Origin of the sequence: Xenorhabdus sp. IM139775 (assembly GCF_028598745.1) — a bacterium.
Taxonomy (GTDB): domain Bacteria; phylum Pseudomonadota; class Gammaproteobacteria; order Enterobacterales; family Enterobacteriaceae; genus Xenorhabdus.
In genome coordinates, this window is sequence record NZ_JAQRFK010000036.1 from 1 (window position 1) to 15,346 (window position 15,346).

A 15,346-nucleotide genomic window follows, 5' to 3' on the forward strand; every position below is an offset into this window, starting at 1 on the left:
TGCTGTTTCACTAAAAAATATGTTCCATATGTTCATAAATTCATCTCAATAAGAAAATGGCTTATCAAGAATGATGATATATATTCGTCGTACTTCAAGATGATTTTATTATCTCCCCACGGAACAGGAGATAATAAAATAGTGATGCACACAAATTATGGGAACGCCTTACACCGCGCATCGCGAGGCGTAAGGCCGCGAACTCTGATCTTGAAAATTCATGAGTAACGGAAGAAATTATAAATCATTTCTGGCTACCAAGAACTTAGAAAAAAGCGCTGAATGCTGCCTTGCATTGATATCATAATCATAAATATCATCTCGATATTGTGGCTTGCCTCCCTCATCAACCCAAGCCGTTTGGTAATAGAGAAACACGGGAATTTTTTGGGGAATATTGACATATTTCGTTGACCATGTTTTCAGTGAGTTATTCACTTTAGTTTTATCCCAACCAGCATCTCCCAACAACATATTAGCCAGCTCAGGTGCTTTATTGACCCGTACACAACCAGAACTGACCGCTCTCATTTCCCGGCTGAAAGAAGCCTGACTGGGAGTATCATGCAAATAAATGGCTTCTGAATTTGGCATATTGAATTTAAAACGCCCCAATGAATTCGTTGGGCCTGGTGCCTGCCTTATCCGATAAGGAAAATTACTTGGTGTTGTCACACTCCAGTTTATTGAAGAAGGATCAATAACTTTAGCATTATTACTCCAACCGGAAAAAACGGTATAACCCCGCGTGCGAAAATAACTGGGATCACGCATTGCCCTTGGTGCAATGTCTTTGCGCGTCATACTGGTGGGTACGTTCCACGGCGGATTGATCACAACATTATTCAATTCACTACTCATGATAGGTGTTTTTCGGCTGGGACGGCCAACGACAACTTTGGAGCTTAATACTTCTTTGCCATCCAAATAGTAAAAAAGTGAATAGTCAGGAATATTCACTAAAATACCGGTAGGGATATCTCCGGGAATAATCCGTAATCGTTGGATATTCAGTGCCATAATACGCGCACGCATTTGTGGTGTTGTATTTAACCATGCCTGAGTGGATTTACCGATAACGCCATCGGCAGACAACCCATGCAGAGTTTGAAAACGCTTTACGGCCGCTGTCAATTCTTTGCCATAACCCTTATTATCAGCTTTAACCGCTGATGGCTCCAACACACCGGAACGAACCAATATTTTCCTTAATGTCATTACTGCTTCATTACTTTGCCCCGGTCTTAGCGTGCCTTTAAACGAAAACTCAGCCCAAGGCTCTTTATCCGCCAATTGATCCCACATCTCCTTACGCATATTTTTATAGCCAGAATGACTCGGAGATAAACGGGTAACATAAGAAAAATCATCATTATTATTGATATGCTGTTGCCACGTATCGATTATATGGGAGGGAGGCAATTCAATCTTATAAGGCGATTGACTGTATAACCATGATCTGCCTTTTTTATCAACCTGATTAATAAAATGAAGATAGCCTAACATAGCATCAGATAAAATAACATCACGCGCCATATCGCTTAATTCAGAAGAATGAAGTTGTATTAACCATTTCTCAAATTGAGGTTGAAAACCTGCCAGTGATATTTCAAACAGTTGATCTTCAAATTCTTTAATAGCTTGTTTATCTGACCATAACGGTTTCATTTTATTGTCAGAATATAAAGTCACCAGACGGTCAAAGAATATCGGTTTTACTTGTTGTGGCAACCAAGTTTGTAATTTTTTTCGATTTTCATCGATAGCACTGACGGGAGAAATAGGAATAGTCTTATCAGATGAAATAGCCGGTTCTTCTTTTTGAGGTTCCCTTTTTTGTTCCACTGGCAAAGGCTGCATACCACCCGATGCCAGTCCGTTTTGTTGATTTGCAAAGGCTCCCTGTGATACCACCCATGCGCTACAGATAAAAGAAACTTTCAGTAACCTGACCGTGTTCTTTGCCATAATAGCTCACCTCACCTTATTATGTATACAGCTAATCCAATGACTTATTATATGTATCCACAGACCTGTTTTATCAGAAAAGAATACCAGTAATTATATACCTAATTACTACTTAAGATAGCGAGCCTGCCCTGTCAGATTTTATCTCGCCAGGCAAAATAAATGCCAAGGAGAATAAAACATCCCCCCTAATAATTTTAATCACACTGATTTAAAAAAAGAAAAAGGCACCTTAAGTGCCTTTGTTCAGAATATTTTCTCTTGAATTTTAGGATTAATACTCAGAATTAATGACGACTTCTTCCCCAAACTGACCGGCTCTAGGCAGCGGTTGGTAAGAAGAGTTTGATGCCCGGAGGATACGAATGCCACGGATATTCAGTTTACGGGCTGCGGCAATATCAGCATCTGCATCACCATAGTAAATCTGCAATTGATGCTCTTTCATCCAACTGATTTTATTATTTTTACCCGGTTCATCACCCGCAAAAATAACGGCATTAATTCTATCAGCCGGAATATGCAACCCTTCCTGTAAATATTGGGTCACAGCTTCTGTCTTGGTTTTTGCACGACCTGTAATAAAAAATATCTTATCGCCCCGTCTCAAGTGCATCTGAACCAAATCAATACCGACTTGTTTTGGCAGACTGAATTTATCCCATTCATTATTCATTTTTTGCCAAAATGCGGGGTTTTTCAGATAACTATTGTCATTAGGCGAGTATTCCAATTTACCCCGATAAAAACCCGGACTTGAAAACAGGACAGTATCATCAATATCAAAACCTACCGCCATTGCGGGTTGGTCTTTCAGGCTTCGCTCAAGCTGCCCTACGGATACCCAATGCACTGCCTGACGTTGGGCTAAACCTGCCGCAGTGACTCCAGAATCCACTTGCTCAGGCATAAACATTTTCGCCTGTGCCATGCTGTTTAAGCCCAACGTGAGCACAATCGCACTGAATGTCAGGGTAACTTTACGCATCGTTATTCCTTTTTTTATCTTAGTAGTAACGGTGAGAAATAGTAAACTTTCTTATCACGTCAAAATGAGAGATACTGCACAATTACTCCAGATGACAATGATATTTGCAAGACAAGATAATAGGCATCTAAACGAGTGCTATCTCAATAAAGAAAGGAAATAAGAAAGGAGCATATATGCCCCTTTCTTGGATAGGAAGATAACTCACTCGTGGCGTTATTCCTGCAATATAGGCTGTACCTGTGTTTGTGATTGCTCTGCCACCGGAACATCCTGCCCAAAGCCACGCAGCCCGACAACATGGACATGTTCTTGGTGATTGAAAATCTTACGTACCAGCTTATAGGTTGTCCCTTTTTCCGGACTGATATTTTCTGGTGCCGCGATAATTAACTGCATATGTAAGCGTTCGCATAACTCAAACAGGGTTGCAATTGATTTCGCATCCAACCGGGCAGCTTCATCAAGGAACAATAATCGGCAGGGTGAAATATCTTTACCACGCAGACGACGTGATTCCTCTTCCCAGCTCTGGACGACCATGACCAGAATGGACATTCCCGTACCAATCGCTTCCCCCGTAGACAGCGCCCCGCTTTCCGCTTTTAGCCAGCCGTCCGAGCCTCGGTTAACTTCAACGTCCAGCTCAAGGTAATTACGGTAATCCAGTAGCTCTTCACCAATGGTCTGGGGCAAACGCTGCCCCATATCGATTTGCGGGTTCAGGCGCTGGTAAAGTTTCGCCATCGCTTCTGAGAAGGTCAAGCGCTGGCTATTAAACAGATCCTGATGTTGTTCCTGTTGCTCGCAAAGCACATCCAGCAAGAGGGAATGGCTTTCACGAACATTGACATTCAGGCGAACCCCCCCAACCTGCCCAAAAGCAACCGCCTGTAATCCTTGGTTCAGCATACGGATGCGATTCTGTTCACGTTGAATGGTCTTGCGAATGATATTCGCCACGCTTTTGGAACTGATCGCCAGTTTCTGCTCACGGGCGGTCAATTCTTCGGTCAAGCGCCCCAACTCAATTTCCATCTGTTCAATGGCATCGACGGGATCATCGGTACGGATAATATCCTGACGAATACGTTCACGCAGGTGTTGGTAAACCGCAACAAAGAATTGAATCTTGCGTTCAGGCCGTTTCGGATCTTCGGACAAACGCAACGCATCACGCAAATGCTCATTATCGGCTACCGCCAGGCGCAATGCGCCCAGCGCCTTATCCGACATTGAACGCAGATCATCCCCCTCCATATAAGCCAGTTCGCGACGATGCAAACGACGTTCAACGCCGTTATCTTTCACCATACGCATAACGGCACACCAGCCGGCTTTAGACGCCACCACTTGCTCACGCTTCTGGTCATAATCACGCTCAGATTTGCGCAATTTCTTCTGGAGGTTTTCCATTTCCGCTTCACAGAACGCGATCTGTTTCTCAAGTTGGTTGATGCGCGAACGGTTAGTATTCACGGCGGCATGGAGCTGATCACGACGTTCACGGGCACGGATTTCTGCATTGGCATCCGCCTGAACACCAATATCTTTCATCTCCTGTTCAAGTTCTCTCAACATATCTTGCTTAGTGTCATAAGAACTTTTCAGTGATGCCAATACTTGGTTGAACTGGGCATATTGAGCTTGTTTCTGGCGCAATTGTTCACGCCCACGGCTACGATCAGATTCTGCATGTTCAAGGCGCTGGCGCAGTTTGTCGTTCAGGTCAGCATTTTCATTGAGCATACCCGCAGAGTCACTGTAGCTGAAATGCGCACGGCGTTGCACCACTTCCGTTAAGGCAAAGGCTTGTTGTTTAGCTTTATTCTGGCTGTGTTTCACGGCCTCATAATCTTTCTGCAACTGTTCATGTTGCTGTGGATCACTTTGCAAAACAGATGCCAAGGGTTCAAGTTTAGCCAGAGCATGACCGTGTTGTTGCAGGAAACGCGCGGCCTCCTGAGCTTCGCTCATTTCTTCACGGACAGTTTCCACGCGATCAAGCAGGGTTTCATCCAACAGAATCGTTATTTGTGGGATCAGACGATTTAACATTGACAGGCTCTCTTTCACCTGAACCTGTTTCTGCTGATGTTGTTGAGTCTGAGTTTCAGATTGAGATAACTCACGTTCCAATTCAGTACGACGTTGGCTCAGACGACGAATTTCGACCTCTGGATCATCATCAAACGCAACAGAAAGATGCTTGCCCACAAAACGACTGAAAGCCTGATGTGCCCGCTGAATTTTCTGAACATCAAATGACAGGGTCGCATAGCGCTCTGCCAGCGTATCACGCTCAAGGCTGAGGGCTTCCAGACGATTTTCCCTTGCTGCCCGTCCGAATAACGGAACGTCAGGATAACGGGAATAACGCCATTGGCGCTCAGATGATTTCACCAGAACTGAGTTTTCCAGCTCTTCAAAATGCAACACGCTGTCGTCGAAAGATTGCGGATCGCCCTCAATTAAATAGAGATCTTCCGGGCAATCTTCCAGTGCTTCCAGATGTGGACGAACCTGTGAGAGATCAGGCACAACGATGGCGTGACGCGCAGGGCCATACAATGCGGAGAAATAAGGCGCATCATCAAGGGTAATGTCGTCATAAATTTCAGATAACAACACGCCACCAAAACGCTCCGCCAAGGCAAGCAAGCGGTTATCTTCGGCACCACTTGGCTGGCTCAGACGCTCAATCTGTTTTTCCAGTTCGCGTTTCTGTGCAGCAACATCATCGCGTTCAACGGTAATTTCGCGCTCTTTTTCGAGCAATTGCTGCATGTATTCCGTCACATCGTGACTGCTTCCGAACGTTTCATTGCTCTGTTCGCCAAGCTGGTTCAGGGCTTCCTGTGCCGCCAGCCATACGGGCGCCCTCGCTGTCAGCCCCTGAATTTTTTGCTTGAGCTGTTCAAACTCCTGCCGTATTTGAATACGACGTTCGCCGCTTTCATTGGCGTTCAAGCTCAATTCGTCCAACTGAGCTTCCAATTCGCCTTGCAACGCCTCCAGATCTTCCGCCTGATATTGCTGGTTATGGCGCTGACAAAACGCTTCCAGCAGACGCTCTGCATTTTGCTGACTGCCCAAGCGTTGCTCCAATTCAGCCAACTGAATGCGCAAGGGCTGGACGCGTTCGGCCAAATGGCGCTGGGATGGCCATTCACGCAACGCTTCACGGGCAGCTTGCCATGCTTCACTGCGGCTCACTTCACCGACGATGTTTTTTACCAGTTGGTAAGCCTGCTCAAACTGACTATGGGCCGCGTCTGCAACGCTTAATTTCTGTTCCAATGCCAGCAAGGTTTCCGTCGCCTGCTGCGCTTTGGCCTGATACGTTTCCTGCCATTCGTCAGCATTTTCTATCGCCAGATCAGGAAGCTGGCAAATTTCACGGGCACGCGCTAGCGCTTGCAGGGCTTGCTGATATTGAATCGCTCTTGTTTGCTGAACATCCAAAGCCTGTTGGTAATCAGCTAGCTGGCTTTTCAACTCATCGACTTCTTGTTCTGCCGCTTCAGATATGGCTTCATATTCCACCTGAAGTTCTTTTGCTTCTTCGACAACGGCACTCTGTTCTTCCAGTCGATAAGTCAGTTCTTCAACATCAGATTGATAGCGATCAATTTTTTCCTGCTGGCGCATCGCCGTTTGAACCAGATTCAGGTGATCACTGGCCGCCTGATAATCCATTTCTAAATCAGAAGAGGCACCACCCTGTTCTGCCAGTTCCCTCGCCATTTCAACATGACGATATTGTTCAGCCACCAATTGACGACGACTGCCAAATAACTCACTGCGCAAGGCCAATGCTTCATCCAGATGAACGCGGCGTTCGTTGGCATGGCGCATATAGTCAGCAGAGACGTAGGCCGTAGCCTCTGTAATCAGGTGTTTGAAAAGATCACGATCAGATTGGGTGACACGGATAGCTTCCAGAGTAATGCGGTTCTCACGCAATGCCGCTTCCATGTCCTGAAAGGCTTTTCTGACGCCACTGTTTTCCGGTAGCAAGTAATCACGCAGTGAGCGGGTAATCGCACTGGAAATCCCACCGTACAATGAGGCTTCAATCAGGCGATAAAACTTGCTGCGATCACTGGCTGAACGCAGGCGTTTTGGGATCACACCCAAATCAAACATCAGGGAGTGATAATCGGTAATCGAGTTAAATTGCTTAAACTGAACGCCTTCCATCTCATCAAGACGTTCTTTCAGCTCGCTCAATGGCAGAACCCTGGCCTGACGTTCATTGATATTTTCAGTCAGTAACTGCGTTGGCTGAATCGATGCCGGGACACCCTGAATCATAAAGGGTTTAATATCCACTTTTCGATCACGCCCAGCCACTTGTTGTAAGCGAACGCCGGTGATGATCCGTTGATGGCGGGAGTTAACAACATCCAGCGTAGAATAGCAGACACCGGCACGCAGCTTACCGTGCAAGCCTTTATCGCGCGAACCTGAGGTTGCGCCGGCTTCTGTCGTATTGCGGAAATGAAGCAGGGTTAAATCAGGGATCAATGCGGTGACAAAGGCCGCCATCGTGGTTGATTTACCTGCTCCGTTACCGCCGGATAAGGTCGTCACAAGCTCGTCAAGATCAAACGTTCTGGCAAAAAAACCGTTCCAATTAACCAATGTCAGTGAGCGAAATTTACCACGTTCAATCATGACTGCTCATCCTCCGCACCGTCTGCTGAATGCCCTGATGCTTCTTCATGTTCATTATCTTCCTGCGATGTTTCCCCTTCTACCAGCATGGCTTCACCATCACGGATCATCCGTAATTGTGCTTCACGTGGGTCATCACCGCTGCGTACATCTGCACCGAAGCGGAATACCGCTTCGGTAATCGTAAATTTGTTGCTGTCGTTTTGCAGAAAATAAACCATACCCAAACGGCGTAAACGGTTTAAGGATGTGCGGGCTTTTTCCTGCAATTTCTGTTTGTCCAGATCGGAGCCTGTCGAACGTTGATTGACGAATTTCATCAGCTTGTTTTCATCTGCCAATGACAGTAATTCTTCGTACAGTTCCTGAAAGGTGAATATCCCCTGATTGGACAAGCGCTCTGGACTCAGGTAGAGGTAGCACAGGATCTTACCCACCATCATATCCAATTCAGACAGCACAGATCGCGGGATCAGCGTCGTTGAACGGGGACGCAGGTAGAAGAAACCTTCTGGTGCACGGATTAACTCGACGTGATAACGCGCATAAAACATTTCCAGCTCTTCCTGAAAATCCATCAAAAAAGCGTGATTATCAAGATCATCCAGACTGATATGACGTCCGGCCCGTAGCTGGCTGTCTAATTCAGGGAAAAGTGTATTGGATAATGCCTGAGCCAGTTTCACTGGCATAAGTTGTTCAATATGTGTCGATGACATGTGCCTGTACCTTGGCTCCGTAATCATTAATCGCTAACCATTCCGCTGGCAACCCAGAGAAATCTGCTTCTGCAACGCCCAACCTGACTGCTTGATCCACCAAAATACGTGCCACATCAAAATGACGTTTACGTGGATACTGCGCAAGGTAGTCACGCAGGACAGCTCCCAAATCCAGAGGAAGTTTTGCCTGTTGGTAAACCGCCAGTGCCTGTTCTACCATTTCAGCCAATTGTTCATTGATCTCACTAAATTCTTCGTACTCCATTTCTGGCGGTAATTCTCCCATTACCACTTCATTGCGCAGAGTCAGGTCTTCATCACGCATATCCAGAAAACGTTCTGCATTAGCGATAGTCAATGCCCACGGGCTGTCATAATAGTGTTGAATAGATTGACGAAGACGCTGGGCAAAAATGCGGTTTTTATCCATATCAATGGCGGTTCGGATAAATTTGTGAACGTGGCGGTCATAGCCTATCCACAGATCGATGGCCTGTTGCCCCCAGCTAATGATGCGATCCAGTTTGCTTTGTAAGTCAAAAACCAGTTTATCCACCAGCTCAGATCCGCCGCTGTCCATATTCGCCGATTGAATGCGTAATAGATTCGCCTGCAATTTATCACCCGCCGCTTCCAAGGTATCCTGAAGCTCCCGCAGTGTGCCGGAGGTTTCAGACAGCAGTTGTTCACAATTAGCGATGGCAGCCTGCCAATCCTGATTGAGTAGTGCGGCGATATCCGTTTTTATGCTGTTTTGCTGTTCATCCATCAAGCGCTGAGACATATCGATGCTGTCAAAAATTTCAGCCACGGAGTATTTGAGAGGGGCAAAAACATTGCGGTGCCAATGCAGTTCATCCCCCCCTTCTTCGGCGGCCTCTGCCGCTCGATGCAATTCATTGGCGACGATGGATAACTGCATGGAAAGACGCAACGTGGAGAATTCACGCTGACGAATATAATAATCGCTGATGCCAATTCCCAGTGGGGTCAGACGATAAATGGCATTACCATCCGCTAATTCACTGGTAAAACGGTTAAGTAATTTCTGGCGAACCATATCGTTAATGGCATTATTCGCCCTGACGGATACCGCTTCCGAAGTCTGCTCAAAACCTTTACATACTTCACGAAAAGCATCCACCAGCTCCCCTTCACTCATTTCACCGTCAAGCCGTTCACTGTTTAGTACGGCAATCGCCAGCAAAAAAGCCAACCGTTCGGGTGGCAACGAAATTGAAAAATCATTTTTTCTGGCCCAGGAGACAAGTTCAGGAACAGTCTGGGAATATTCACTCATAATTCGCTCTTTAAGGTAGGCTTGCGTGCCATCACATGAATGTAACGCCCCAGGCTGATATAGGGCTCCTGCCTGCAATAACGCTGCTCAAGTTCAAGCAACGCGGGGAAATCTGCGTCTTGTAATTGACGATTTTGCAGGTAATCATGAAAAACTCTCACGCCTGTTTTACCTGTTATTTCCATCTTAAGTTCAGTCAACCATTGATATACCTGTTCGGGTATTAATGGATTTTGCGGCGATAGAGAACGTTTTCGGCGACGCTGGATATTGGGCGTCGCCAAATGAAAATTACCTAAGATGGCGTTACGCATGACCAGCCCATTAGCATTATAAAACATTAATGACAGTGCACCACCGGACATTATTATATCGCCCAATGTTTCTATCGCCTCTTTTTGGTCAGTGATCCACTCCAATACAGCATGAAATAAAATCAGATCAACGGGCTGTTCAATATGCTGGCGAATTTCCTGTACCGAGCTTTGGATAAATTGCATCTGATTGAGAACACCACGCTCTCTGGCGTTGTGTTTCGCTCTCTGGATCATCTCTTGTGATAGATCACAAAGTATGACCTGATGTCCCAATTCAGCTAATTGGCAAGCCATATTCCCTTCACCGCCCCCGGCATCCAAAATACGCAATGGGCGTTGAGGCAAATGATTCAGCAATTCGTTAATATCCTGCCAGACAACGGCTTGCCTGATTTTACCCTTGGTTGTGCCGTAAATATTACGTGAAAATTTGTCTGCAATATCATCGAAATTGCGATCCCGCATGAAAAATTGCCCCACTTATCAGCTAAGTTTAATTTATCTATTGAGTCGTTATGCTATCTACTGCTATTTTTACTGCCGTTATTTTTCACTGCTCTCTCTATTTTTTACTGCTATTTTTTTTCTACTATCTATTTTGGCACAGTAATCATTTAATTAACTACTTTTAGCCTCAAATTTGCCCCTGTGAGATCACAATTTAACCAACCCAAGGCCAATCAATGTTATTTCTGCTAAAAAAATATATCGGCTCGCTATTAATGCCTTTGCCATTGATGATTATCGTCTCTTTTACCGCCCTGCTATTACTGTGGTTCAGCCGCTGGCAAAAAACAGGGAAAGCCATTTTATCACTCAGTTGGCTTACATTGCTTTTATTGAGTTTACAACCTATCGCGGATAAGCTCTTACTCCCTGTCGAGGGAAAATATGTTCAGCGCTATGAACCGGATGCAACCGCTATCCCCTCCCATTCCACGGCTCCCGTAAAATATATTGTGGTTCTCGGAGGCGGTTTTACTTATAACCCTCAGTGGGCTCCCAGTGCTAACCTTATCAGTAACAGCTTACCCAGAGTGACTGAAGGTATTCGGTTATATCATCTTAATTCTGGCGCTAAAATGATTTTCACTGGCGGTAAAGGCGTAAATGCGATGAGCAGTGCCGAAGTTGCCGCTATGGTAGCACAATCTCTGGGGATCCCTGTAGAAGACACGATAGCATTAAAAAAACCCTTGGATACAGAAGAAGAAGCGGCTGAAGTTGAAAAAGTCGTCGGGCAACAACCTTTTATCCTGGTGACTTCTGCCAATCATATGGAAAGATCTCTCCAGTTTTTTGAACAACGGGGTCTGCATCCAATTGCAGGTCCTGCTAATCAATTGGCGATCACAACCCCCCTATATCCGTGGGAAAAATATATTCCTTCTCCCTATTACTTATCACACACAGAGCGTGCCTGGTATGAAACATTAGGGCAAATCTGGCAAGCCATTAAGCCGGCAAGCAGAGATAGCAGGATTGAAAAATCAGAGAACGTTCAACAAAACGGTGATGAGAAATAGCCTCAGATGGGCAATGTTCATATACTCGTCGTATGATTATCTCCCCCGCGACACGGCGGGGAGATAATCAAGGCATCTTGAAGTACGACGAATATTGTCATATCAAACAAGAAATCAGATTGTGGCAAAAACTTGCCTGACCGCATCCAAATCTTCTGGTGTATCAACACCTGCACCGGGTGCTTGCAGTGCTTTTGCAACATGAATTTTTTCACCGTACCAAAGCACTCTTAATTGTTCGAGCATTTCGATACCTTCCAGCGGACTTGGAACCCACTGAACATAGCGCCGGATAAACCCCGCCCGATACGCATAAATACCAATATGGCGCAGGAAATGGTTTCCAATCGTCTCTTTTGATTGCATAAAACGATCACGTTCCCACGGGATCGTGGCGCGAGAAAAATAGAGCGCATAACCTTTCGAATCCATAACCACTTTGACAGCATTAGGATTGAATGCCTCTTCCGCATCCTGGATCGGCACGGCAAGCGTTGCCATCCCTGCATCACTGCCAGCCAGATTATCGGCTACCTGCTTAATGATCTGTTCTGGAATCAGGGGTTCATCACCCTGCACATTCACAATAATTTCATCATCAGCAAATTGATATTTATCGATAACCTCCGCCAAGCGTTCTGTCCCTGAATGGTGATTTCCGCTTGTCATGCAAGCTTCACCACCCGCAGCCATCACTGCATCAAAAACGTCTTGATTGTCTGTTGCCACAATAACCCGGTCAGCCCCGGAACGGACAGCCCGTTCCATCACACGCACAACCATGGGTTTGCCATGAATATCGGCCAGTGGCTTTCCCGGTAAACGCGTTGAGGCAAAACGTGCTGGAATGATCACGGTAAACATGGATTATTTGTTTTCCTCTGTCGGCAAGGCACGCGCTTCATGCTCTAACAGCACAGGAATGCCATCACGGAAAGGGAAAGCGAGGCGATCAAATTTGCAAATCAGTTCAAAGTTTTCTTTATCATAACTGAGTTTGCCATGACATATCGGACAAGCAATGATTTCGAGTAAACGGTGATCCATATATCCCCCAAGTAACATTATCTTATTGATGATTGGCAATATTTAACACTGGCAACAAGGCACAAATATCGTTCAATACTTTTTGCCCTTTTTCCTCTGGCAAGTCAGCATGTACAGGCAAATACCACCAGTTAGGTTGTGCAAATTGGAAGCATTTAACCGCATCCTTTTCTGTCATCAACAAATTCTGCTTACTATTAGCCAGCGCTAACAATTGAGATTTTTCGTAAGGCTGATGATCAGCAAAAGCGTGTGTTTTCTGTAAACTGGCTCCTAATTGCTGTAATGTCGCAAAAAAACGCGGTGGATGACCAATGCCTGCCATTGCAATGCTATTGGGAATATCGGCGACTTTTCGCGTTTCCCCCGTCAGCAAGTTAACCGCCAAATCCCCCTTTAGGGTCATGGGGACTTCACCTGCTTCCGGTGCCCCACCATTGACAATGATCGCGTTAACACGATTCAGGCGTCCTGCCAGTTCTCGCATGGGGCCGGCTGGCAACCAACAGCCATTACCAAAACGACGCACACCATCAATCACCACAATTTCATAATCACGCCGCAAGGCATAATGTTGAAGACCATCATCGGTAATGACAATATCAACCGGAGCGTGTGCCAATAATGCTTGAATAGCTTCAGCTCGCTTTGGTGCTACCGCAACAGGTGCACCCGTACGACGACGGATTAAAACAGGTTCATCGCCTGCCTGTGTCGTTGTCACTTCATCGGTAACCAGTAGCGGGTAATGTTTCGACTTCCCACCATAACCGCGCGAAACAACGCCAACCCGGTAGCCTTTTTGTTGCAACTGTTCAACCAGCCAAATCACAACCGGCGTTTTACCATTTCCGCCTGCCGTCAAATTACCGACAACCACAACCGGCACTGGTGCTTGCCAAGAACGGCTCAACCCCAGTTTATAGCTTAAACAACGTAGACCGCTTACCAGCCCATAAAGGGCTGATAATGGGAGTAATATGATATATAGCCATGAACGGCCTGACCATATGCGTTCAATCATTGGCCAAACTGCATCCTATGTAACTGTGCATAGGCTCCTTCACGTTCCAACAAGATTGCATGATTTCCCCTCTCTATGATATTGCCATCTTCAATAACGATAATTTCATCGGCATTTTCAATAGTAGAAAGGCGGTGGGCAATGACCAAGGAAGTTCTGTTTTTCTGCAATTCATCTAATGCCGCCTGAATTGCACGTTCAGATTCGGTATCCAGTGCAGAGGTTGCTTCATCTAAAATTAAAATCGGAGAATCACGTAATAAAGCACGGGCAATAGCAATACGCTGGCGCTGTCCTCCGGAAAGCAAAACGCCATTTTCACCAATCATGGTATCAAGGCCGTTATCCAGCTTTTTGATAAAGTCCATTGCATAAGCCATTTCTGCCGCTCGTTCGATCTCTTCACGACTAAATTGCCCTTCGCTGGCGTAAGCAATATTGTTGGCAACAGTATCATTGAATAGATGCACATTTTGCGACACCAACGCAATTTGGTTACGCAGTGAAGCCAGTGTATATTCACGCAGGTCATGACCGTCCAATATGATCCCACCCTCATTCACGTTATAAAAACGAGTAAGGAGATTAGCGATGGTCGATTTACCTGATCCTGAACGCCCAACCAATGCAATGGTTTTGCCCGCCGGGATCGTCATTGAAATATTGTTCAGGGCTGGATGATCCTTGGTTGGATAACAGAAAGTGACATCACGGAATTCAATATTGCCTTTTGCCTTTTTGATTTCCAATTTACCGCCGTCTTTTTCCTGCTCCATGTCCAAAATAGTAAATAACGTCTGGCACGCTGCCATACCACGTTGAAATTGGGAATTCACGTTAGTCAGGGACTTCAATGGACGCATCAGGGCGATCATGGATGAAAACACAACGGTGATTTTCCCTGCGGTTAAAGCCCCCATAATTTCAGGGAAACTGGCCGCATACAGGATAAATGCCAGTGCAAAAGAAGCAATAAGCTGAATAATCGGGTCTGAAATGGAATCAGCAGAAACCATCTTCATACCTTGTTGACGCATATGATTGCTGACTTTGTTGAAACGTTCGGTTTCAACTTTTTGACCACCAAAAATCAAAACCTCTTTATGCCCTTTCAGCATCTGTTCGGCACTGGTTGTCACCATTCCCATGCTGTTTTGCATACTTTTACTGATAGTACGAAAACGCACAGAAACCAGGCGAATCACACCTGCCACGATCGGCGCAATGACGATCAGAATCAGGGAGAGTTCCCAACTGTAATAGAACATCAGGATAAACAGGCCAATAATTGATGCCCCTTCCCTGACAACCGTCACTAATGCACCGGAAGAGGAGGAAGCAACCTGTTCTGAATCGTAGGTAATACGGGAAAGCAAAGTTCCCGTGGATTGCTGGTCAAAGAAGGAAACAGGCATTCCCATCATATGATTAAACAGACGGCGACGCATCTGCATAACAACTTTGCCTGATACCCAAGAGATACAATAACTTGATACAAAACCAGATATGCCACGCAACAACATCAACCCGATAACAACCAGTGGCATCCACTTCAATACACTCATGTCTGCCTTGCCAAAACCCTCATCAAGCAAAGGCTTCAACAAAGAAAGCATCAATGTATCACCGGCAGCATTCATAACCAGCGCAACCGCCGCAACTAACAGACCGGCCTTAAAAGGAGTGATGGTCGGCCACAATCGGCGAAAGGTCTGCCAGGTAGAAAGGTCTTTATCATTCATTATTGAGTTACCAAAACCAAAAGAAATAGCGA

Annotated in this window: 11 protein-coding genes; 1 reads left to right on the plus strand and 10 read right to left on the minus strand. The window is 45.7% G+C overall.

Annotated features, from left to right (window positions below; translation table 11 throughout):
- Positions 1–237: 237 nt before the first annotated feature.
- From ldtD to cmoM, 6 genes are all read right to left on the minus strand, one after another.
- The gene (ldtD, locus tag PSI17_RS09435; protein ID WP_273551752.1) at positions 238–1,968 is read right to left on the minus strand and encodes a L,D-transpeptidase; all 1,731 of its coding nucleotides are present in this window, start codon (positions 1,966–1,968) and stop codon (positions 238–240) included.
- A 274-nt stretch (positions 1,969–2,242) separates the two neighbouring features.
- Positions 2,243–2,956, minus strand: a complete 714-nt coding sequence (aphA, locus tag PSI17_RS09440; RefSeq protein ID WP_273551753.1) for an acid phosphatase AphA — start codon at positions 2,954–2,956, stop codon at positions 2,243–2,245.
- Between the two features lie 216 nt (positions 2,957–3,172).
- Positions 3,173–7,636, minus strand: a complete 4,464-nt coding sequence (mukB, locus tag PSI17_RS09445; RefSeq protein WP_273551754.1) for a chromosome partition protein MukB — start codon at positions 7,634–7,636, stop codon at positions 3,173–3,175.
- Positions 7,633–8,355, minus strand: coding sequence for a chromosome partition protein MukE (gene mukE, locus PSI17_RS09450; RefSeq protein ID WP_273551755.1), 723 nt, complete (start codon positions 8,353–8,355; stop codon positions 7,633–7,635). The genes mukB and mukE overlap by 4 nt, the downstream gene beginning before the upstream one ends.
- The gene (gene mukF / locus PSI17_RS09455) at positions 8,336–9,658 is read right to left on the minus strand and encodes a chromosome partition protein MukF (protein WP_273551756.1); all 1,323 of its coding nucleotides are present in this window, start codon (positions 9,656–9,658) and stop codon (positions 8,336–8,338) included. Before mukF ends, mukE begins: the two co-directional genes overlap by 20 nt.
- On the minus strand, positions 9,655–10,440 hold the full coding sequence (gene cmoM, locus PSI17_RS09460) for a tRNA uridine 5-oxyacetic acid(34) methyltransferase CmoM (protein ID WP_273551757.1): 786 nt from the start codon (positions 10,438–10,440) through the stop codon (positions 9,655–9,657). The genes mukF and cmoM overlap by 4 nt, the downstream gene beginning before the upstream one ends.
- 218 nt (positions 10,441–10,658) lie before the next feature.
- On the opposite strand from cmoM, the gene elyC reads away from it, so the two are divergent.
- Positions 10,659–11,501 (plus strand): envelope biogenesis factor ElyC, encoded by an 843-nt coding sequence (elyC, locus tag PSI17_RS09465; RefSeq protein WP_273551758.1) that lies wholly within the window; start codon positions 10,659–10,661, stop codon positions 11,499–11,501.
- Positions 11,502–11,615: 114 nt separating this feature from the next.
- Here the strand turns inward: elyC and kdsB are convergent, their stop codons facing one another.
- The 4 genes from kdsB to msbA are packed head-to-tail and all read right to left on the minus strand — an operon-like array spanning position 11,616 to position 15,317.
- Complete coding sequence (kdsB, locus tag PSI17_RS09470; RefSeq protein WP_273551759.1) at positions 11,616–12,365, minus strand: 3-deoxy-manno-octulosonate cytidylyltransferase; 750 nt, start codon at positions 12,363–12,365, stop codon at positions 11,616–11,618.
- 3 nt (positions 12,366–12,368) lie between these two features.
- A complete protein-coding gene (locus tag PSI17_RS09475; protein WP_099140619.1) occupies positions 12,369–12,548 on the minus strand; it encodes a Trm112 family protein in 180 nt (59 codons plus the stop codon).
- A 22-nt stretch (positions 12,549–12,570) separates the two neighbouring features.
- The gene (gene lpxK / locus PSI17_RS09480) at positions 12,571–13,572 is read right to left on the minus strand and encodes a tetraacyldisaccharide 4'-kinase (protein WP_273551760.1); all 1,002 of its coding nucleotides are present in this window, start codon (positions 13,570–13,572) and stop codon (positions 12,571–12,573) included.
- The gene (gene msbA / locus PSI17_RS09485) at positions 13,569–15,317 is read right to left on the minus strand and encodes a lipid A ABC transporter ATP-binding protein/permease MsbA (protein WP_273551771.1); all 1,749 of its coding nucleotides are present in this window, start codon (positions 15,315–15,317) and stop codon (positions 13,569–13,571) included. Before msbA ends, lpxK begins: the two co-directional genes overlap by 4 nt.
- Positions 15,318–15,346: the final 29 nt, after the last annotated feature.

Coding starts and splice junctions, on each gene's coding strand:
- ldtD (WP_273551752.1), bottom strand. CDS start 1,968: ATGGCAAAGAACACGGTCAGGTTACTGAAAGTTTCTTTTATCTGTAGC.
- aphA (WP_273551753.1), bottom strand. CDS start 2,956: ATGCGTAAAGTTACCCTGACATTCAGTGCGATTGTGCTCACGTTGGGC.
- mukB (WP_273551754.1), bottom strand. CDS start 7,636: ATGATTGAACGTGGTAAATTTCGCTCACTGACATTGGTTAATTGGAAC.
- mukE (WP_273551755.1), bottom strand. CDS start 8,355: ATGTCATCGACACATATTGAACAACTTATGCCAGTGAAACTGGCTCAG.
- mukF (WP_273551756.1), bottom strand. CDS start 9,658: ATGAGTGAATATTCCCAGACTGTTCCTGAACTTGTCTCCTGGGCCAGA.
- cmoM (WP_273551757.1), bottom strand. CDS start 10,440: ATGCGGGATCGCAATTTCGATGATATTGCAGACAAATTTTCACGTAAT.
- elyC (WP_273551758.1), top strand. CDS start 10,659: ATGTTATTTCTGCTAAAAAAATATATCGGCTCGCTATTAATGCCTTTG.
- kdsB (WP_273551759.1), bottom strand. CDS start 12,365: ATGTTTACCGTGATCATTCCAGCACGTTTTGCCTCAACGCGTTTACCG.
- PSI17_RS09475 (WP_099140619.1), bottom strand. CDS start 12,548: ATGGATCACCGTTTACTCGAAATCATTGCTTGTCCGATATGTCATGGC.
- lpxK (WP_273551760.1), bottom strand. CDS start 13,572: ATGATTGAACGCATATGGTCAGGCCGTTCATGGCTATATATCATATTA.